Origin of the sequence: Streptomyces sp. NBC_01485, assembly GCF_036227125.1 — a bacterium.
In the GTDB taxonomy this organism is placed as follows: Bacteria; Actinomycetota; Actinomycetes; order Streptomycetales; family Streptomycetaceae; genus Streptomyces.
In genome coordinates this window covers 4,539,044-4,559,609 of sequence record NZ_CP109435.1, presented here as the reverse complement: position 1 = coordinate 4,559,609, position 20,566 = coordinate 4,539,044, and the positions used below count along the sequence as shown (strand labels likewise).

The window sequence follows — 20,566 nt, the reverse complement described above, 5'->3', positions numbered from 1 at the left end:
TCCGCGATCGACCAAGGCATCAGTCTCGCTTGGCAATGCCCGTCTGGCACTTGGAGCGCAAGGTGCCTACCGGCGCTGTCGGTGCTGCTGTTCAGCGGGTGTCGCCGCCAATGGTGCGGACTGAGGCGGACGGCTCTGCTGGGCGGTGACTGATGCTGCGATGGCTGAGCGTCGGCGGGCGGCTTCCGCACGGCGGTTGGGGGCGGGGTTTCGGCCGGTGTGCTGGATGCGGGTGATGAGGACGCGTGCGGGTTGGCGGGCGGTGGTCAGCTCGCGCTGGGCAGCGGCTTCCTTGAGGAGTTGGTGGGGTTGGTGGCCGCGGGCTTCGGCGTCGGCGAGGGCGGTGGAGAGCGCGGGCCAGGCCGGGTCGGCGAGGATTCGCTCGGCGTGGTCGGGGACGGCTGCTCGTACGTCGCTGGCCAGAACTCGGCGGGCTTCCTCCCTGGGTGGGCGGGCTGTGAGTTCGGCGAGTGTCGGGGCGAGGGCGTGGTCGGCGGCTGTCTGGAGGTGCTGGACGGCCTGGCGGGCGGCGTCGGTCTGGTGGGCGTGGTTCTTCGCTTCGTGCCAGCGCCCGGCGACGATGGCGGCCCAGACGAGGGCTGCGATCAGGGCTGCGAACACGCTGCCGTCGGGGCCGGTGGCGGTGTGCACGATGTCGCGCGCCGCGCTACGCAGGGCGTGGGCGGCGCGGTCTTCCGCCCGGACCTGGGACCGCTGCGCTCGGCTGAACGTCTTCGAAGCGGCCTGGAGTTCGGCGCGCAGATTGGCGGGTGCCTTCTGGGCGGTGGCTTCCAGCAGTTCACCGAGGGCGGTGACGTGGGCCTGGGCATGTGTGTCGTCGGCGAGGTCGGTGTGGAGGACGTCGAGCGCGTCGGTGGCTTGGTGCCAGGGGGTGTTGGGGTGGCTACGGCTCGCGGTGGGGCGTTCTTCGGGCCGGCTGGATTCGAGGCGGGCCTTGATTTTGGGCAGGGAGAGGTCGGGGGAGATCTTGCTTCCGGGGTGGTAGATCTGCTCGCCGGCCTCGTTGACGTCGCCGGGGCGGCCGACGGCATACCCGAGGAGGTCCCCTGACGGGCCGCGCCGGACCTGGACCCCGATGCCGCCGGCTTCGAGGTAGGCGATGAATTCCTCGGCGTTGGTCACGTGGGGGATGGCCGCGCGGATGCGGTCCTGGAGCCACTCGGGGCTGGGCTGTTCCCAGCCAAGGCGTTCGGCTTTGTGCATCTCGGCCTGGGTGGGGCGGCGGGCGGCGGTGCGGTTGCCCTTCTTCAAGCGGCGCAGCCCGTAGTCATTCTCGATCTCGCGGCAGGCGTCGCCGACGCGGAGGCCGCTGTCGTGGAGCTTGGGACGCCGTCCGTCTTCGCGGACGGTGGTGGCGAGGATGTGGATGTGGTCGTCGGCGTGGCGTACGGCGATCCAGCGGCAGCCCAGGTCGTCACCGGCGGGGGCGATGCCGGCCGCTTGGACGATGCGCTGGGCGATCTCGCCCCACTCGGCGTCGGAGAGGTGGCGGTCCTCGGGGGCGGCTCGGACCGGGCAGTGCCAGACGTGGTCGGTGACCGGCTTGCCGAACTCGCTGTTGCGCAGGGAGACCGGCTCGTCGAGGTAGTGGCCGAGTTCGGTGAGGGTGGCGTTCTCGTCGCGGCCGGGGTCGGGCATGCCGAGCATCGCGAAGCCCGCCACGATGTGCGGGTCGAAGTGCTCGTCGTGGGTTCCGCGGCCGTAGAGGTACGCGAGCAGGCCCCGGGTGTTGGCCCCGGCGGGCTTGATGGCGGCGATCACGCTGGTCAGACCTCCCGCGGGTCGGCAGGCTCGCGCAGGGCCTCGGCGATCAGCTCCAGCAGGTCGTGGAGTTCGTCCAGGCGCTGACGTATGTCGGGTGGGGTGTGGTCGCTGTTGAGGGCGCGGGCGATCTGGTTGACGTTGACGCCGATCCGGTTGAGCTGGCGCAGTACTTGGGCGCGGAAAATGTGGGTGCGGCGGCGGTCCTCGGACAGGGGCAGGTTGGCGGTGAACCGGCCGGTGACGAAGGCGAGGACGATGTCGGCGGCGAAGCCGGAGTCGCCCTTGTACCCGTGCTCGGCAGATGCCTCCTGAAGCTGGGTGTGCTCGTCGCCGGTGAAGCGCAGCGGGCCGACGCGCACGACCCGCTTGGTGCCTGTGAAGCGGCGGATCGTGGGCTGCACGCTCTGCACGGCAGGCTCGCCGGCGGCGACGGCTGGGCTGTCTGCGGGGCGCAGGACGGCTTGCTGGACGGAGTGAAGCGTGTCCAGGTCGGAGCCGCCCTCGGCCCCGACCCCCTGGTCCGGCGCCCCCTGGCGCCGGGCCGTCTCCGCCACCCCCGGGGCGGAGACCCCCGAAGACTGGCCATGAGTCGGACTCGGGGTACTACTGGCTCCGCCAGGAGCCCCTTTACCAAAGGCTCGGCGCCAAAGGGCCTTCAGGTCAACGGACTTCGATGGCTGATCCGGACCTTCGGTCTTGTTGTCGTCGAGGTGCGACCTCTTCCTCACTGCATTGTCTCCTGTCGGGGCGCGCGGGGGCTGTGGGCACCCCTGCGCTGTCCGGGGCGTACGGGTGGGATGGTCCGGGCGGCCAGCGGTTTTGCGGTGCTGCGGTTCTGGGATAGGGGGCTGCTGGTGGCGCGGCTGCCGGGGTGTCGGCAGCCGCGCCGGCCTACCGGATCGGGTGGGCTATGGGTGTCCGGATGGGTTCAGGTCCGGTCGGCGAGGGGTCGCTGGTCCGGGTGCTCGCGGGCCTGGGCGGCGCGGCGGACCAGGGTGATGGCCTCGGTCAGGCGGACGGTTCCGGCGCCGAGCCCGGATTCGGACAGGGCCTTGCGGGCGCTGTCGCGAGTGATTGCATCCGGGTCCGGGTGGGCTGCGGTGATCACCTCGGCCAGCCGCTCCAGGGACGCCATAGGTGGGCGTCCGCCCTGGCTCTGAGCGCGCGGTACGGAACCCTCGTCCTGCCCCTGGTCTGCACCGTCGGGCTCGTCCTCGGACTCGCTGTGCGGGGAGCCGGCCGGCGGCACGGTTCCCGTGCCGCTGTCCAGATCGACGCTTCCGGACCCCAGGGCGCCCGGAACCGTTGCTTCGCCGGGCTGCGCGATCCCGGCCTGCTGGGGCTGAGGCAGGTCGTGCCGCTCAAGCCGCTTCCGCTGCTGGGACGGATCCGCCGACAGGGTTCCGTCGGCCTGCTGGTGCCGGTACGGAACCCGTGCGGTGGTGGGGTGAACCGACGTTCCTGCCGGGTCGGTGCCGCCGTAGCGGGTGATCAGGATGTGTAGGTGGGTGGCTCCGGCCAATGCAAGCGGAGCGATCGCGGACAGGACGGTGACGGTGATGTCGTCGAGATGGAGGTCCACGGTGCCGGGCTGGTTGAGGTCGAGGGCGTGCAGACCGTTGGCCCAGATACTGGCGGCGGTGGCGGCGATGAACAGGGTCCACGCGTACAGGCGCGCCGGCAGCGGGGCCTCGCGCAGAACCAGCAGGGCGCGGACGCCGTAGGCGATGAAGCCGTCGATCACGACGGGGAAGAGGTAGGTCAGGTGGGGGCGGACGTGGACGGCGGTGGCCATCTGCCGCAGCGCATCGTAGGAAAGCGCGCATCCGGCGATGCCGAGCAGGACGATGGCGAACCGGTCCCACGATGTGGCGCGGTGGCGGCTGGTGGGCGTGGCGGGCGTGGTGGGTATGGCGGTGTCGGGCATGGGTGTGGTCCCCCTCGGGGTGCGGTCTTGGGTGGGGGTGAGTGGTGATCCGTCTTGGCCGTCTTGCCGTTGACGGTGCAGGTCAGGGGCGGGACGGCAGGTGTTCTGTACGGTGTCTCAGCGCCGTCCGGACGCGTCCTGCCGTACGGCGTCGGCTCGGCGGCCGTGGTCGCACCCGTTGGCTCGACAGGAGTGCTGGTGCCGTCGGCTCGGAGCCCGGGACGGATGCCTATCCGTCTTGGGAAGCTGTGCCGTCTTGGCCGGAGCTGCTTTGACCTGCGCTTATACGGCAGGGACGGCACGAGACGGATATGGACCGGGATTGTCCTTCGGCGGCGTCCGCGCCCGTAGCGGGGTGCCCGTCGTGGGTGCCGCCGTCGAACGGTCGGCGGCGGCACCCACGCGGGGGTCAGTCGGTCCGTACGTCTCTGGCGTCGTCCGGGCCGGTCTCGGGGTGGACGGTGGGGCAGTAGCGCTTCCAGGCGTCGGTGAACTTCGCCCGGGTGTAGCCCTTGAGCTGGGTGCCGTCGGGCATGCGGACGTTGCCGGAGCGGATGCCGTACTCGCGCAGCAGCCCGGACAGGGCGCGCGGGTTGAGCCCGCCCCGCCCGGCCTCAGCCCAGGGGGCTTCGGGGTCGGAGTTGAGGCGGTAGAGCAGGGCGTCGGTGGAGACGCTCTCGGGGTCACCGACGGCGGCGAAGGCGCGGCGGATGTCGGCGAGGATGCGGGCGTTGGAGGGGTTGTCCTCCTCGGCCTGGGCCTCGGCGGTGACCATCTGCGCGCACGCGGTGCGGGCGCGCTCGGGCCAGGTGCCGCCTGCGAGGTCGGCGACGATCACCAGAGGCTCCCAGGTGTCGGCTGCCCGGTCCTCGACGGGCATCCCTGGCTCCAGGTGCAGGGCCTGCTCGCTCACCGAGGCGGCCCAGCGCGCGAGACGGGCCCGCAGGTCGTGCAGGCTGGGGCTGTCGCGGCGGGTCCGGTACGGGCTCACCTGCTCGCCTTCCGCCCGGCGGCGCATCCGGATCACGACGGACCGGTCCATGATCGTGTCGGGCAGGTCGCCGATGCCGGCGAGCGCCGCCATGGCGAAGGTCGCGAAGGAGTGGGGTGTGTGCTCCTTGCCGACCACTCGTAGTACCGGTCGGCCGCGCTGGTGCCCGGCGTTGAGCAGACCGCGCATCTCCTCGTTCTTCTCGGCGACCTTGGGGCTGCCGAAGATGGTGTCGGCTTCGTCCACGAGGAGGGTCGGCGGCTCGTCCGAGATCGAGCGGAAGATGGCCGCTGCCGTGAAGTTCATGGTGATGACGGGCCTGTGGACCGTCTCGGTGAGCAGGTCGAGCAGGCGGGACTTCCCACACCGCTTCGCCGGGCCGACCACAGCCAGACGTGGGGCGTGCTGCCACACCTGCTGGAGGTGGGTGGCCGCGATCCACAGCACGGTCGCGTCCAGTGCCTGCTCGCTCGGGAGGACCACGAAGCGGGCCAGTGCGGTGCGCAACTCATCCAGCAGCGCGGCGGCGTCCGGCTGCCCACGGTCCGGTGTCGGGGTGCCGGTCGGAAGGGATGCCGCAGGGGCGGCGGGGGCGGTACTCTCGTTCACGGAGATCCTCACTCGGCGGCTCCGGGGGGCAACCCGGTCCGCCGTGGTCGACTGTCCTGGGATGGGCGGTGGCGAGGTTCCTGCAGCCCCCGGTGTTCGTAGCGCCGGGGGTTTTCGCGTTCCTCGGGGCACCTAGGCGATTCAACCTCCTGGCGGTTCGGCAGTAGATGCCCTTATGGCATAAGTGTGCACGAGCGTCCGCCCGTAGTCAACCTTTCAGTGCATCGGAAAACTAATCCCCTCAGGTATATTCGCTGCTCAAGTCCATAGTGACGCGTGCCACATGTGGGGCTATTCTCTTGCGGGTTGGGGTATCCATGCTGGTATGGTTTAAGGGTGGAGGCATGGCTACCTTCGCCGGCCGAGAAAGAGGAGGGAGGTCAAAGAAGTGGACGATGCCAAGCCGCAGCGTTGGGCTCCGCCGGAGGGCGAAGCTCTGGTGGCGCATAACCTGAAGGTCCTACGCATGACGGCCCGCCTGTCCCAGGAGGACATGGCGGAGCGCATGCGCCGCCTGGGCTTCAAGATGCACCAGACCCAGATCGCCAAGATCGAGAACGGTGCCCGGAGCATCAGCCTTAACGAGGCCCTCGGCTTCGCCAAGGCTCTCGGCGTCCCTGCTGGTCACTTCCTGCTCGAAGCTGTCGCCAGCCGCGACGATCCTCACTGGGAGTTGCAGGAAGCGGCCTTCGACATTCAGAAGGCCGAACAGGAGCACCAAGTCGCCCAAGATCTCGCCGACGCCGCGAAGACCAGACTTGAGGCGGCCGAGGCCCGATACGACGAGATCGCCGAGCGTCTCGGCGTCGAGCCCGACCCGGGGAGCCTCTCGTTCTACCCGGCTCCGAACTCGCCCGGGGATCCGCTCCGCAGCGGTTCTGCCGACGACGAGTAACCGCTCGGCGGAGATCTCCTCTGGCGCCTGAACGGGGTCTTCGAAGCCCATCCACCGCCGTCCCTCGGTGCTACGAACACCGAGGGCCACCAGCGCGGACACCGATCCAAGCCCACCGCCCATCCCGGACAGTCCAGCGGTCACGTTGCCCCGTGACCGCCGAAAGGCGATCCTGCATGCCCACCACCCTGCCCCCGCTCACCCGTATCGCCGACGCGCTCGGCGTCCCCGAGCAGCGGCTCCGCACTCTCGTGCTGGAACACACGGCACCCACCCCTGACGCGACTCTCGCCGCGCTCACCGTCGAGGAGGCCGCCCGTCGCCTCGGTGTCGGACGCACCACCATGTACGCGCTCATCGCCTCCGGCGAGGTCCAGTCCGTCCGCATAGGCCGCCTGCGCCGAGTGCCTGCCGATGCCCTGGCCGCCTACCTCGCCAGCCGCTCCCAGGCTCCCGCCCCGACCGTCGCCCTCGCGGCCTGAAGGGGGCGGACATGGCCAACTCCCGCCAGCCCAACGGCGCCTCCTCGATCTTTCTCGGCAAGGACGGCAAGTGGCACGGCTACGTGACCGTCGGCGTCAAGGATGACGGCAAGCCCGACCGGCGCCACGTCAAGCGCAAGACCCGCGCCGACGCCACCAAGGCGGTCCGCGAACTGGAACGCAAGCGCGACTCCGGCACCGTCGGCAAGGCCGGGCAGACCTGGACCGTCACGACCTGGCTGACCCACTGGGTCGAGAACATCGCTGCACCACACGTGGGCGAGAACACCATCGACGGCTACCGCGTCGCCGTCTACCACCACCTCATCCCCGGCCTCGGCGCGCACCGCCTCCCCAAGCTGGAGCCCGAGCACCTGGAGCGCTTCTACGCCAAGATGCGGAAGGCCGGCAGCGCCGCCGGTACCGCGCACCAGGTCCACCGCACCGTGCGCACGGCCCTCAACGAGGCGGTGCGCCGAGGTCACCTCACCGTCAACCCCGCCTCCGTCGCCAAGGCGCCACGCCTGGAGGAGGAAGAGGTCGAGCCCTACACGGTCGAGGAGGTGCAGAAGCTCCTCGACCTGGCCAACAAGAGCCGACACCCGGCGCGTTGGGTCATATCCCTGGCACTCGGACTGCGTCAGGGCGAGGTCCTCGGGCTCAAGTGGACGGACGTCGACTTCGAGCTGCGGGTCATGACGGTCCACCGCAACCGCCTACGGCCCCGGTACGAGCACGGCTGCGGCAACCGCTGCGGGCGCAAGCCCGGCTACTGCCCCCAGAAGGTCAACATCCGACGTGAGACCAAGGACACCAAGTCCCGCGCCGGACGTCGGCCCATCGGCATCCCCGAACCACTGGTGCGGCTCCTGCTCCAGCACCGGCGAGAGCAGGAGCGGGACCGCCGACTGGCCGGCGACCTCTGGACGGAGAAGGGGTACGTCTTCGCCTCCCCGATCGGCGAGCCCCTCAACCCGAACACCGACCACCACGAGTGGAAGGAACTCCTGAAGGCGGCGGGCCTGCGCACAGGCCGTCTCCACGACGCCCGTCACACGGCGGCGACCGTGCTGCTGATCCTCGGTGTCCCGGACACGGTCGTCGACGCGATCATGGGCTGGGAACCGGGCAAGTCCGCCCGGATGCGCCGCCGCTACCAGCACCTCACCAACAGGGTGCTCACGGACACCGCGGACAAGATCGGTGGGCTGCTCTGGCCGCTGCCCGAGGTGCCGCCCGTCGTCTGAGCGCCGCGCACTACAACAGCGTGGCCGTCGGCCCGAATGCGTTTGCATTCGGGCCGACTTGGGCTGGGGCCCCTACGGGTCCCGCCCCCCCGGAGGGGGCGAGGAGGCTATTCGGGGCTGCCTTCGTCTGTAGTGGTCTCGTCGTCGATCAGCCCGTAGGGGGGGCGGTCCTCGTTGCGGCTGTACCGGACGACGACGTGCTCTTCCACGAGCACGGGCGGACTGTTGTCGACGATGATCACTTGGGCACCGGCCCCCTGTTCAGCCAGCCAATTGCTTAGATGGCGGTAGAAGTCGTCAATGGCGATCGCGTCTGCGATTACCGCATCCCGGGTGGCGCCGTGGCCCAGGTTCTTCTGTGGGCTGTCGATCATGAGGAAGCCGGGGTGGGCTGCCGATGTTTCGACGGCGACCTCGAAGACGGCCAGCTGCCAGGCCAGGGTCAGGAGTGTTCGGGCGCCGGATGATGCCTCGCGGTAGGAGTCGCCGCGTACGTGAGGAACCAGGTTCGTGTCGATCATCGGCTGGCTGAGTTTCGGGTAGCGCCACTGCCGCAGGAGGTCGCTGTACCGGCCGCTGATTCGGCCGACCACCAGGTCCCGGTCCTGTGCGGCATCTCCCAGCCGGTCGCGTTCCTCCCGCAGACGTTCGATCTGTGCCTCCTGCCGCTCCACGAGCGCGGCGCGCTTCTCCAGGCCAGCCTGAAGCTTCGTCGCGTTCTCGGCGTGCTGGAGATGACGGAGGACTTCCTCGCGCCGGCGCTGGAGGTCGTCGCGAGCGGCGAGGAACGGGGTGACGGTGGGCGAAGTGGCTTCGTCGACCGCGGCCGCGGCACGTTCTTCGTCGATGGAGGCGTCTTCTGCCTGGAGCTTCAACGTGGCGAGCGAGCTGTCCAGGCCCTCGATGTAGGCAGTGATCTCCTTCAAACGGGCCTTGGTGGCCCTGACCTCGGCCGCGACGTCCAGAAGCCCTTCATCCGACGAGTGCTCAGCTGTGGCGGTGCCGAGCGTCAGGTGACCGTCGCCATGGGGCAGCTCGTGGCTGCAAAGACTGCACGAGCCGTTTTCCACCGACGGGGGAGCGGGCAGTCGATTCAGGCACGCCGGGCAGTTAGTGACGCTGAGGGGGTCGAACAGGCGCTGCGCTTCGGCCAGCATGTTGAGCTTGACGAGGTCGTCCGCGTACTGCGCCCGCAGCGGCATCATCCGAGTGAGTTGCGTCTCGCAGTCACGTACCACGCCGGCGGTTTGCCGGGCGCGCTGGGCAGCTTGCTGGTGCTCGCGGCGCAGACGCCCGGCGAAGGCGGTGCCGGCTTGCGCTGCCTCGTCGAGGACCCGTAGTTGCTCGGTCAGCTCCCGCAGCTCGCCTTCGTATTGCTCAGCGATCAGCGCGCCGACCGTGGGAACGTCCTGCTCGTCGACGAACGCCCGTGCTACGGCGAGTTCGGAGCGTGCCTGGGTGAGTCGGGCACCCAGTTCCTTGATGCGTTGCCCAAGCTCGACGGCGCGGTCGTCGTGAACGCCGAAGACGACGTCGACCACCTGCTTCAGCTTGTGCTTCTTCATGTACTCGTTCTCGAACAGGAAGTTCTTGGAGGCGACGCGCTCGTTGGGCAGAAACGCGAGGTTCATGAGGTCGCGGATACTCAGGGGGTCGGTCCGGGACTCACGGCTGGAGGGGGCCTCCCGCAGCTGGACGCCTTCGAGCTTGCAGTGCCCCAGCAGCAGAGCGGAGAGGCTCTCGGGTGCTCCCGCCGGCTCGATGGTCTTGCTCTCAGGCTTGGAGAGCGGCGGGCTGTCCAGCGTCCCCCGGCGTACGTAGGCAACCTTCGACGGTTCCCCGACGGGCCGCTCGATGACGTGCGGTTCGCCGGACAGCTCGACTTCCAGAAGGCAGGAACGGACCTTCCGCAACACCTCAGGATGCCGTGGATGGCGCTTCCCGCCGAGGCCGTAGGCGATGAACTCCAACACCGCGGTCTTGCCCGAGCTGAATGCCCCAGCCACCACGGACAGGTCCCGCACCCGCTGGTCCTGCGTGAAATCGACGTCATAGTTCCGGCTGACGCCAGCAAGGCGCAGGCGCCGGATCCGGATGCCAGGCAGAGGCTGCATGGTGGTCATCCCTCCCAGGGCATGTCAGGTGCCTGCGGTCCCGGACCCAGCACGCTGAGGAGCGCGGCACCGGGACCGCCCTCGCCATCCGGCCGCAGCCACCGTGCGGTCTGTTCCCGCAGCGCCTTGTCGCTGAGCTTGCGGAGGCTACGCACGACGATGGATGCCGCAGTGGTGAACGACGCGGCGTAGGTGGCGGTGAAGCGAGCCCCGAGTTCCCGACCACGGTTGCTGATCGAATAGGCGAAGGCGCCGTTGCGGTTGTGGACGTCGCAACACCCGTATGCCACGAGCAGTCCGAGATCATGCTGGATGCGCTCGCGTCGACTGGTGAAGCGCTGCGAGGAGGACGCATACGAGAGCACCTGCGGATCAAACCCGGCCAGCCTGAGCATATTGCCCTCTCGGCCCTCGGAATCGACGACGAGGAAGGGATTCGCAGACAGGAAGTCGTAGTAGCCGATGCGCTCCAGGCTCACCCCCTTCGCGTCCTGTCCGGCGACAGCGTCGAGAAGAAGCAGCAGCTGCGCCAGCCGGAAGGTCACCTCGTCCTCCGGCATCATCACCGGCCGGTGTGCTTCCACAGCGAACTCCTCGTAGGTCTGACAGGACAGGCGACGGCGGTCAGCCGTCGGAGTGCTCGGCGGCGATCTGCCGCCAGTGTTTGACCCAGCCCGCCTTGCGGTTGTCCACGAGCCGGTGGACCAGCCCCCAGCTGTGTACCAGCTCCAGGCGGAGCGACTTCGGCAATTTGTCGTGCTCGTTACGGACGTCCCGCCAGACACGGGTGTGGAGAACCCGAAGCGCGTCCTCGGCCGCGCATTCGTTGAACTGCATCTCCCATAGCCCGTGGAGCGTCGCATCGGCAGAACTGAGCGCCGCCACCTCAGCCGGAACATCCTTGTGCGCGATCTCGCGAGCCACCAGATCGGCATTGAAGAACTGCTTCTTGGCTGAGTCCAGCTCCACGTGGCCGGCCTCGGCCATCTGCCGAACGAACAAGGCGGAGCCAAGGGCGGCTGCCTTGTCGTCCTCGACGTCGAGGACCAGCCGAAGCTGCTCCACGGGGGCCTGAGCGAGGGCGGCCTGAGCGTACGTCTCGTAGAAGCCGCGACGGACGTCGTCGCCCTCGGGGCTAAGCAGCTTCTTCCGGAGGGCGGTCTCGTCCCAGAGCTGGATGACGAGGCTGTGTTCCTTTTCCCTCGCCTTCGACCACGTGTCCCACCATGCCGTCATGGGGCCGTCCATGCTGGAGGGGATGCACAGAATCCAGCTGGCGATGGTGTGGCCGTTATCGACGGCTGCCTTCAGCACGTTGTCGAGCGACTCTTTGACCTGCTGTACGTGCTTCTTGGTGGTGACCGGCATGAAGTACTTGGACTGCCACACCGTGATCGCTCCGCCGAGGTTCCCGGCGAAGGCGTCGATACCCCAGTCGCCCGGGTTCGCAGCGATGGACCGTACGTTCGGGGTCGTCGCGGCGGCAAGCTGAATGATCATCTTTTCGAAGTCTTCGCGGGCTCCGCCGGCGCTTGCCCCGCGGAGTGCGTGCACGTCAAAGCTGATTGGCTGGACACCCGTCGGCACGGCTATCGAGTCAGGCACAGCCCACCCCCCTGCGCCGGTAGTTGCACACAAGACGTTCCCTGTGGTCACACAGCGTATTGGTGGAGCGTAACCAACTCCCACTCATCTGATCAACAAGTGGAACGCGCTGGCATCTCAAACATGGACCACCGCGCAGGACCTGCGGGCCACGGTTCAGGCATGCAGTTCGTCTTGGCGAGAGGGCTGCAGCCCTCTCCCGCAGGGAGCCGTCGCCGCCTGATCGCGGCAACTGCAACCCAAACTGCAAACCCTCGACGAAGAAGGGCCCCACCGCGAACGGTGGGGCCCTTCGACATCGTGCCCGGTGAGGCACTGGCGGAGGATACGAGATTCGAACTCGTGAGGGGTTGCCCCCAACACGCTTTCCAAGCGTGCGCCCTAGGCCACTAGGCGAATCCTCCGCCGGGAACATTACATGAAGTCGGGGGGTGCTTGCGAACTCGTTCGGGCCCTCGGGGATCAGGTAGGCTGGGCGTCAGCCCCTCACGCGGCGCTATCTGACTGAACTCCCCCAGGGCCGGAAGGCAGCAAGGGTAGGTCGGCTCTGGCGGGTGCGTGGGGGGTCTTTTGTGTTCCCGGGACGGTGAGGCCTCCCGGGGGGACGGTGAGGGCTCCAGGGACGGTGAGGGCCGTGCGGGCCGCAAGGGCTGTGCGGGGTGTGAGAGTCGTCGCAGGGGCTCCCGGTGCGGTGTCGAGGGAACCCTCGGGGGGCAGGGCGCGGCGGTGTCGGTGGAGGAACACCCGCTCGTCGATGTAGACCGAGACGAAGAAGACCAGCGCCACGCCCAGGCCGATCACCGACGGGTGGTGGCCGGTGGTGGGGGCCAGGACGGCGGTCATGGCCAGCCAGAGGAAGACGTTGGGCGTGTTCTGGGTGATGAACATGTCCTTGCCCAGGGCGTTGCCGTGCGGGCGCAGGCGCAGGAACAACGATGTCAGAAGGCGCAGGGCGGCCAGAGCCGCGCCGGTGATCGTCATCGTGAGGACCAGGGGAGTCAGCAGGCCCAGGGTGAGGCCCGTCGACGGCGTGAGCGCGAAGGTGGCCAGGGCCGCCAGGGGGACCAGGGCCAGGCCGCCGAGCCAGTTCCAGTTGGTGCTGAGCGCGCCCGCGCGGATGGGGTCGCGGTGGCGCAGGGCCTGGGCCGCGGTGCCGGGCAGGCCGAGGGCCGTGACCAGCACCACCACGTACGTGATGAGCGCCGGGCCGAGCGCCGTCAGGGTGTCCGCGTGGGCGCCGGGCAGGATCAGCGGGGCGGCCAGGCCCGCCAGCAGCAGCGCGGGCAGCGCCAGAGAGGCAGCCACTGTGTGCCGTATCGCGAAGAAGTAGTCGCCGCCCCAGTGCAGGGAGAGGGTGGGCGCGATCAGCGCGGGCGGCAGGAGGAGGAACAGGCCCGCCAGTTCCAGGGGGACCGAGCGGCCCGCCCAGAGGAGGGTGAGGCCGAGGGCCAGGCGGGGCAGCAGCAGGGGCCAGGCCGTACGCAGACTGCCCAGCGGGCCGCGCAGCGCGGGCGGGTTCACGCGCAGCATCGCGAAGAAGGTGCCTACGGCGAGAAGGGCCGTCAGGGCGCCGGTGAACGCCCACGCGGGCACGTGCACGCCCAGGAGCAACTGGGCCACCACTCCGGCTCCCGCCGCCCCGGCTATCAGCAGCGGGAGGCGGATCTCGACGATCTCGCCGAGGTCGTTGAGGAGTCCTGCCGCGGCCGGTGCGGCGACCGCGCGGCGCAGGTCCTGCTCGGTGAGCGGGCGGGCGTTGGGGATCTTGAAGTCGCGGTACGAGTCGGGGTGCACGTCCGCGACGACCAGCGCGAACATCTCCACGATGTACTTGTGGGCCACCACGAGGACGGTCCGGCCCGCGCGGGAGGCGGGGAGCAGTACGTCGCGGTAGTAGGCGGCGATCCGGTCGTACATCGCCTGCCAGCTCTCGCCCTCGGGCGGCCGGCCGGTGGGCGAGTGGAACGCCTCGGTGTACTCGGCGAAGCCGATGCTCTTCTTCACCAGGCTCTTGTTGCGGCCGCTGAAGCTGCCGAAGTCGCGCTCCACCAGGGCCTCGTCGACCGTGATCCGGTCCGGCGGTTCGGGGAGGCGGTCGATGATCGTCCAGGCGGTCCGGCGGGCGCGCTGGAGGGTGGACATGTGCACTTCGTCGATGCGTACGCCACCTGCGACCAGCGCGGCGACCCGTTCTGCCGCCTGCTCGGCCTGGCTTACGCCGAGGTCGGTGAGGGGGGTGTCCAGTCGTCCGGCGAACCGGTTCTGCTCGTTGGCCTGGGACTCGCCGTGTCGGATGAAGTAGAGGGGCATGAGCGTCCTTGTGTGGGGGTCGGGGGGCGCCATGTATTTGATGTCTCAAGTTTATGGTGAGGGTTCTGGGCCTCCTGTGAAATACCTTCCGGTGAACGTTTAGGGACTCTTTGCTGTAAATTGTCCGCCTGATGGGGGTGGAGGAAGCGGAGGAAGAGGACTCGGGGAGGGGTCCGAGGGAGAGGGGGCAGGGGCGATCGGGGCTCGCTGTCAGTGGAGCCCGATATCGTCGTATGCGTGTCGTCCCTTGCGCTGTACCGCCGCTATCGCCCGGAGTCGTTCGCCGAGGTCATCGGGCAGGAGCATGTCACCGACCCGCTGCAGCAGGCGCTGCGGAACAACCGGGTCAATCACGCGTACCTGTTCAGCGGGCCGCGTGGGTGCGGGAAGACCACCAGCGCGCGGATCCTGGCCAGGTGCCTGAACTGCGAGCAGGGGCCCACGCCGACCCCGTGCGGGGCGTGCCAGTCCTGCCAGGACCTCGCGCGCAACGGGCCCGGTTCCATCGACGTCATCGAGATCGACGCCGCCTCCCACGGTGGTGTGGACGACGCCCGTGACCTGCGGGAAAAGGCCTTCTTCGGGCCCGCCGGAAGCCGCTACAAGATCTACATCATCGACGAGGCCCACATGGTCACGTCGGCCGGTTTCAACGCGCTCCTCAAGGTCGTCGAGGAGCCGCCGGAGCATCTGAAGTTCATCTTCGCGACCACGGAGCCCGAGAAGGTCATCGGGACCATCCGGTCGCGGACCCACCACTATCCGTTCCGGCTCGTCCCGCCGGGGACACTGCGGGACTACCTCGGTGAGGTGTGCGGGCAGGAGGGCATTCCCGTCGAGGAAGGCGTGCTGCCGCTCGTCGTGCGGTCCGGCGCGGGGTCCGTGCGCGACTCCATGTCCGTCATGGACCAGCTCCTCGCCGGCGCCCGCGAGGACGGTGTGACGTACGCCATGGCCACCTCCCTGCTCGGCTACACCGAGGCCTCGCTGCTCGACTCCGTCGTCGAGGCCTTCGCCACCGGTGACGGCGCCGCCGCCTTCGAGGTCGTCGACCGGATCATCGAGGGGGGCAACGACCCGCGCCGCTTCGTCGCCGACCTGCTGGAGCGGCTGCGTGACCTCGTCATCCTCGCCGCCGTTCCCGACGCGGCCGAGAAGGGGCTCATCGACGCCCCGTCCGACGTCATCGAGCGCATGCAGGCCCAGGCCGGCGTCTTCGGCGCCGCCGAGCTGAGCCGTGCCGCCGACCTCGTCAACGAGGGCCTCACCGAGATGCGCGGCGCCACCTCGCCCCGTCTCCAGCTCGAGCTGATCTGCGCGCGCGTGATGCTGCCCGCCGCCTATGGCGACGAGCGGTCCGTCATGGCCCGCCTCGACCGCATCGAGCGCGGCGTCAACTTCTCGCCGGGCGGCGCTGTGCAAGGGCAAGGGCAAGGGCAAGGGCAAGGGCAGGGGCAGGGGCAGGGGGCTGTGCAGGGCGCACCCGCGATGCCTGCGGTGCCTGCCATGCCGACGGTGCCTGCCATGCCCGCCGTGCCTGCCATGGGGTACGTGCCCGGGCCGGACGTGCACGGCGGCTCCGCCATGGCCGGGGGCGCGCCCGTTCCGCCCGGCGGCGGGGCTGCGGCGGCCCGCGCGGCGGTACGGGGCCAGGGGCCGGGGCAAGCGCCGGGACAGGCCGGTCCTGCCGCGTCGGCACCTGCCCAGGCTCCGGCCCCTCCGCCCGCAGTCCCCCCGACGCACACTCCCGCTCCCGCTCCCACTCCGACGCCCCCTCCCCCTCCCACCGCGGCCCCGTCCGTCGACGAGGCCCCCGCCCAGCCCGCCCCCGGCGCCTGGCCCACCCCCACCGTGGCGGGCAGCGGACGTCGGCCCGGCGGCTGGCCGACCGCCGCGCCCGCGGGCGGTGGCGGACGCCCGCCGACGCCACCCGCAGCCCAGGCCGGCCCCCCGGCCTCCGCCCCGGCAGCAACCCCGACCCCCGCACCCGCCGCCGCTGCCGCCCCCGCTGGGGGCACGTACGCGCCCCCCTCCGGCGGCCTCGACCCCCGCATGCTCTGGCCGAACATCCTGGAGGCGGTCAAGAACCGTCGCCGTTTCACCTGGATCCTGCTCAGCCAGAACGCCCACGTGGCCGGTTTCGACGGGACGACCCTCCAGCTCGGCTTCGCCAGCGCAGGCGCCCGCGACAACTTCGCGAGCAGCGGCAGCGAGGAGGTGTTGCGACAGGCGCTGGCCGAGCAGTTCAGCGTCCAGTGGAAGATCGACGCGGTCATCGACCCGTCCGGCGGCTCCGCACCCCCGCCGACCGGCGGCTTCGGCGGTGGCGGCGGCACGGGGGGCGGCTACGGCAACCCCGGCGGCTACGGCGCTGGCGGTACGTCGTCCCCGTCGTACCCGGCGACGACCCAGGCACCGCCCGGTCCGCCGACCACCCCCACCCAGCACGCACCCGCACCCACATCCATGTCCACGCAGACGTCGGCACCCGCCCCCATGACCGCCCCTGCCCCGGATCCGGTGTCCCCCGAGGACGACACCCCCGAGGACGACGACCCGGACCTCAACGAGTCGGCCCTCTCCGGTTACGAACTGATCGTGCGCGAACTGGGAGCGACGGTGGTGGAGGAGTTCACCAACGAGTAGCGAGTAGCGGCGAACCGCGAAGAGCAACGCACGCGTAACACCAGGGCCCAAACGGCCCCGGGCCCGGGGCCGTTTGGAGGAACGCACAACACTCCCCGCCCCCGTCCTTCGGAAGCCCGCACAAACCGCCCCGCCCCCGGCCCGTTAGGCTGACCCCCGTGAACGTCCTCGTCATCGGCAGCGGCGCCCGCGAACACGCCCTGTGCCGCTCACTGTCCCTCGACCCCGCCGTCACCGCGCTGTACTGCGCGCCCGGCAACGCCGGCATCGCCGAGGTCGCCGAGCTGCACCAGGTCGACGCCCTGGACGGCAAGGCCGTGGCCGCGCTGGCCGTCGAACTCGGCGCCGAGCTGGTCGTCGTAGGCCCGGAGGCGCCGCTCGTCGCCGGTGTCGCCGACGCCGTGCGCGAGGCGGGCATCCCGGTGTTCGGCCCCTCGAAGGAGGCCGCGCAGTTGGAGGGCTCCAAGGCGTTCGCCAAGGACGTGATGGCCGCGGCCGGCGTGCCGACGGCCCGCTCCTACGTCTGCACCACCCCCGAGGAGGCCGCCGAGGCCCTCGACGCCTTCGGCGCGCCGTACGTCGTCAAGGACGACGGTCTGGCCGCCGGCAAGGGCGTCGTCGTCACCGACGACCTGGAGGCCGCCGCGGCGCACGCCGCCGCCTGTGAGCGCGTGGTCATCGAGGAGTTCCTCGACGGCCCGGAGGTCTCGCTCTTCGCGATCACCGACGGCGACACGGTCGTCCCCCTCCAGCCCGCCCAGGACTTCAAGCGCGCGCTCGACGGCGACGAGGGCCCGAACACCGGCGGCATGGGCGCGTACTCGCCGCTGCCGTGGGCCGACCCGAAGCTGGTCGAGGAGGTCATGGCGACGGTCCTCCAGCCGACCGTCGACGAGCTGCGCCGCCGCGGCACCCCCTTCTCCGGCCTGCTCTACGCCGGCCTCGCGATCACCAGCCGCGGTGTCCGGGTCATCGAGTTCAACGCCCGCTTCGGCGACCCCGAGACGCAGGTCGTCCTGGCCCGCCTGAAGACGCCGCTGGCCGGCGTCCTGACGGCGGCCGCCACCGGCGAGCTCGCCGACCTGCCGCCCCTGCGCTGGAGCGACGACGCGGCCGTCACCGTCGTCATCGCCTCGCACAACTACCCCGGCACCCCGCGCACCGGCGACCCGATCACCGGCCTCGCCGAGGTCGCCGCCGAGGACGCCCCGCACGCGTACGTCCTGCACGCCGGGACGAGGTTCGACGGCGAGACGGTCGTCAGCGCCGGCGGCCGCGTGCTGACCGTCACGGCGAGCGGCGCCGACCTCACCGAGGCCCGCGAACGCGCGTACCAGGCGGTCGCCCGCATCGGTCTCGACGGTTCCCAGCACCGTACGGACATCGCCGCGAAGGCGGCGGCAGGCGCGTAACCCGCGTCTCGGCAGGCAACTCGGCAGATACCTCCAGGTACCTCTTTCTCCGAGTATCTCTACGCATCTCCCAGGCCCCGGGCCTCATGAACTCCGCACGGAGGACCCATGAAACCCGGGGCCTGATCGTTGCCCACTGTCATCCACCTTTCCCCAAGGCCATTCCATCGAGTGAGCGCTGCGCTATCCGGCTGACGGGGGCCGGAGCGCCAACTAGGGTGCGGCGCAAGCGTCCCGGTACTCGTTCCGGCACTTGGCCCACCGGCATTGCGATGTCAGTGGGCGGTGCCACAGTGGGGGAGTGAGCACTGCCAAGACGACAGCCGGGGGAAACAGGACTGCAGGGAGGGGGTGAGGTCCGGTCGTGACCGGTATGGGTGTGGAGATGGGCGCGCAGGCCGCGCGTGCCCGGGCGCTTGCCGTGCTGCGCGTCCGCAGCCGGACGTTCGCCGTCGCGCTGCTGCCGGCGGCCGTCGCCGTGATCCTGCGCGCGGGCGGCTCCACCGGGCACTTCGTGGGCCCGGGGTGGGACGCCGCGCGCTGGACGACGTCCGTCGTCGCGATCGTCGTACTGCTCGCCGCCGGTGTCATCGCCCTGGTCGTGGCCCGGGCCCGGCCGGCCGTCAGTCCCACGGTCGCGATCGCCGAGGAAGCGGCACCCGACCTGTACCGGCTGGTCCGCGACCTCGCCGACCGCCTCGACGTCCCGGCGCCCTCCGCGATAGCGCTCACCCCGGACTGCGACAGCTGGCTGGAGGACCGCACCCACCCGTCGCACGGCCCGCCCCCGCCCCGCGCCGACGACGAGATAGCCGGCGCGGGCGGCTCCCACGGCCCCCTCCACCGTCGTACGACGGCGGCGCCCGTCCTCGTCATCGGCTCCCCGTTCCTGTGGTGGATGCGCGTCGGCGAGCTGCGCGCCGTCCTCGCGCCGGTCGTCGCCGGTACGGGGCCCTCCGCGCACCCCGACATAGCGGCGGCCCGGCGCTTCGTGCGCGGGCTGGACGCCGCGGTGGCCGGCTGCGCCTACCGCGGCAACCGGTATCCCGTCCTGCGCCCGGTCTGCTCGGGCATCGGCTGGGTCGCGCGCCTGATGCTGCGCGGCTGCCAGGTCCACGCCGGCGAGATGGAGCGGGGCGTGGCCGCCGCGGCGGCCGAGCGCGCACAGGCTGTGGATTACGGGCTGCGGATCGTCGCCCAGGAGCAGGTGGGTCTGGCGTACGCGGGCTGGGACCGCCTCCTGACGCGCGTGGCGCTGCCCGCCTGGCGGATGGGCCGCTGGCCCTCCCGGCTGGACGCGGGAGTCGTCGCCGCCCTCACCGAACTGTCCCGGCGCGACCGCCTGGCCGAGGGCTTCGCCTCCCGTCTCGGCGAGCGCCCCGCCTGTGACCTGCTCGAAGAGCCCGGCACCATCGACGAGGCCGCCTCACTGCTCGCCGCCCGCCTCTTCCACGGCGGCCCCGCCGAGCCCGGCCCGGACTGGTCGCCGGTGGCCTGGGCGGACTACCCGGACGAGGTCGTCGACCGCAAGTGGCGCACCGACGCGGCCCGCCTCCACCGCGCCCTGGACACCCTCGGCGTTCGCCGCACCCCCGACAACCCCTTGACCACCACCACGCACCCCGGTGGCCCCACCCTGGCCCGAGTCCTGGACCACCTGACAAACAGGCCCCAGGCAGCGGAGGACTCTCACGGGGCGGAGGACTCCGACGTCGCGGGCAGCTCCCACACGGCGGGCAGCTCCCACACGGCGGACAGCTCTCACACGGCGGACAGGTCCCACGTCGCGGAGGACTCCCCCATTGCCACCCCGGCCCCGACCCAGGCCACGTACCCCGCCACCGCCGACCCCGCCACGGCCCCGGACCCGCACACCGTGACGTCCGATCCAGCCCGAACTCCCGACCCCGAAGGCATCTCCCCCCTCGACTCTCCCCTCGACCCCGACGACCCCCCACCCCCCAACCCCCGCAGCGCTGCCCTGGCCGCTCGGCTCGGTGTCGAGGTCGGTCGGGAAGAGGTGGCAGCCGCAGCCGCCGCACCCCCCGCCCCGGCAGGCCCCCCGCAACCCGGACAAGGCCCCGACATGGCCCTCTGGGACGACGGCGCGCTCCCCCTCTTCCCCCTCCAACCCCCGCGCACCGACCGCGAGTTGCTCGCCGATCACGTCACGGCGATGGTCTGCTGCGCCGCGATGGACACCGTCGGCGCGACCCCGGGCCTCGACTGGCTCGACGGCCCGACTCTCCTGGTCGACGGCGAGCGCGTGGCCGACCTGACCCCCCGCGTCCTCAGCCTCGTCGAGGACGGCGACGCGGTCCCCCTGCGCACCTGGCTCGTGGAGCTGGGCATACGCCCGGAGAAACCGGTACGACTCGGCTGAACACAGCGACCGCGAAGCCACCCCACCCCGCTTCACCCGGCTCCAACCCGCTCCACCCACCCCGCCCCACCGCACTCCCCTCGCGGAGCAGCGGATTCCACTTTCGGCCAATTCGCAACGAATAGTGACTGCCTGCGCGCGTTATGTGATGTGCTGGGAC

Annotated in this window: 13 protein-coding genes, 1 tRNA gene, 1 other RNA gene and 1 pseudogene; 7 read left to right on the top strand and 9 right to left on the bottom strand. The window is 70.6% G+C overall.

Annotated features, from left to right (window positions below; genetic code table 11):
- Nucleotides 1–66 precede the first annotated feature (66 nt).
- The 4 genes from OG352_RS20725 to OG352_RS20710 all read right to left on the bottom strand — a co-directional run bounded on the left by OG352_RS20725 (nucleotide 67) and on the right by OG352_RS20710 (nucleotide 5,318).
- A complete protein-coding gene (locus OG352_RS20725; protein ID WP_329218822.1) occupies nucleotides 67–1,782 on the bottom strand; it encodes a relaxase/mobilization nuclease domain-containing protein in 1,716 nt (571 codons plus the stop codon).
- A 5-nt stretch (nucleotides 1,783–1,787) separates the two neighbouring features.
- Nucleotides 1,788–2,339 (bottom strand): MobC family plasmid mobilization relaxosome protein, encoded by a 552-nt coding sequence (locus OG352_RS20720; RefSeq protein WP_329218820.1) that lies wholly within the window; start codon nucleotides 2,337–2,339, stop codon nucleotides 1,788–1,790.
- A 374-nt stretch (nucleotides 2,340–2,713) separates the two neighbouring features.
- Nucleotides 2,714–3,712 (bottom strand): DUF2637 domain-containing protein, encoded by a 999-nt coding sequence (locus OG352_RS20715; protein ID WP_329218819.1) that lies wholly within the window; start codon nucleotides 3,710–3,712, stop codon nucleotides 2,714–2,716.
- A 409-nt stretch (nucleotides 3,713–4,121) separates the two neighbouring features.
- Entirely contained in the window at nucleotides 4,122–5,318 is a 1,197-nt protein-coding gene (locus OG352_RS20710) for a DUF3631 domain-containing protein (protein ID WP_443072488.1), read from the bottom strand.
- A 382-nt stretch (nucleotides 5,319–5,700) separates the two neighbouring features.
- On the opposite strand from OG352_RS20710, the gene OG352_RS20705 reads away from it, so the two are divergent.
- The 3 genes from OG352_RS20705 (at nucleotide 5,701) to OG352_RS20695 (ending at nucleotide 7,936) form a co-directional block, all read left to right on the top strand.
- Nucleotides 5,701–6,207, top strand: coding sequence for a helix-turn-helix domain-containing protein (locus OG352_RS20705; RefSeq protein WP_164323970.1), 507 nt, complete (start codon nucleotides 5,701–5,703; stop codon nucleotides 6,205–6,207).
- A gap of 176 nt (nucleotides 6,208–6,383) precedes the next feature.
- A complete protein-coding gene (locus OG352_RS20700; RefSeq protein WP_164323972.1) occupies nucleotides 6,384–6,689 on the top strand; it encodes a helix-turn-helix domain-containing protein in 306 nt (101 codons plus the stop codon).
- An 11-nt stretch (nucleotides 6,690–6,700) separates the two neighbouring features.
- On the top strand, nucleotides 6,701–7,936 hold the full coding sequence (locus OG352_RS20695; protein ID WP_164323974.1) for a tyrosine-type recombinase/integrase: 1,236 nt from the start codon (nucleotides 6,701–6,703) through the stop codon (nucleotides 7,934–7,936).
- A gap of 107 nt (nucleotides 7,937–8,043) precedes the next feature.
- Here the strand turns inward: OG352_RS20695 and OG352_RS20690 are convergent, their stop codons facing one another.
- From OG352_RS20690 to OG352_RS20675, 4 genes are all read right to left on the bottom strand, one after another.
- Nucleotides 8,044–10,059: a DNA recombination protein RecN gene (locus tag OG352_RS20690; RefSeq protein WP_329218817.1), complete on the bottom strand. Its 2,016-nt coding sequence runs from the start codon at nucleotides 10,057–10,059 to the stop codon at nucleotides 8,044–8,046.
- Entirely contained in the window at nucleotides 10,056–10,634 is a 579-nt protein-coding gene (locus OG352_RS20685; protein WP_164323976.1) for an ABC-three component system middle component 2, read from the bottom strand. Before OG352_RS20685 ends, OG352_RS20690 begins: the two co-directional genes overlap by 4 nt.
- A gap of 40 nt (nucleotides 10,635–10,674) precedes the next feature.
- Nucleotides 10,675–11,655, bottom strand: coding sequence for a serine/threonine protein kinase (locus tag OG352_RS20680; protein WP_329218814.1), 981 nt, complete (start codon nucleotides 11,653–11,655; stop codon nucleotides 10,675–10,677).
- 316 nt (nucleotides 11,656–11,971) lie between these two features.
- Nucleotides 11,972–12,059 (bottom strand) — tRNA-Ser (locus OG352_RS20675).
- A 73-nt stretch (nucleotides 12,060–12,132) separates the two neighbouring features.
- On the opposite strand from OG352_RS20675, the gene ffs reads away from it, so the two are divergent.
- An RNA gene (gene ffs, locus OG352_RS20670) (signal recognition particle sRNA small type) lies at nucleotides 12,133–12,229 on the top strand.
- Between the two features lie 1,238 nt (nucleotides 12,230–13,467).
- Here ffs and OG352_RS40020 read toward each other — a convergent pair.
- Nucleotides 13,468–13,965 (bottom strand): annotated as a pseudogene (locus OG352_RS40020) (histidine phosphatase family protein); the annotation flags it as partial.
- 237 nt (nucleotides 13,966–14,202) lie between these two features.
- Between OG352_RS40020 and OG352_RS20660 the strand changes: the two are divergent.
- The 3 genes from OG352_RS20660 to OG352_RS20650 all read left to right on the top strand — a co-directional run bounded on the left by OG352_RS20660 (nucleotide 14,203) and on the right by OG352_RS20650 (nucleotide 20,406).
- Complete coding sequence (locus OG352_RS20660) at nucleotides 14,203–16,611, top strand: DNA polymerase III subunit gamma and tau (protein WP_329218811.1); 2,409 nt, start codon at nucleotides 14,203–14,205, stop codon at nucleotides 16,609–16,611.
- A 158-nt stretch (nucleotides 16,612–16,769) separates the two neighbouring features.
- Nucleotides 16,770–18,023 (top strand): phosphoribosylamine--glycine ligase, encoded by a 1,254-nt coding sequence (gene purD, locus OG352_RS20655; RefSeq protein ID WP_329218810.1) that lies wholly within the window; start codon nucleotides 16,770–16,772, stop codon nucleotides 18,021–18,023.
- Between the two features lie 373 nt (nucleotides 18,024–18,396).
- Nucleotides 18,397–20,406 carry a hypothetical protein gene (locus OG352_RS20650; RefSeq protein ID WP_329223899.1) on the top strand — a complete coding sequence of 670 codons (2,010 nt, stop codon included), beginning with the start codon at nucleotides 18,397–18,399 and terminating at the stop codon, nucleotides 20,404–20,406.
- Nucleotides 20,407–20,566 lie beyond the last annotated feature (160 nt).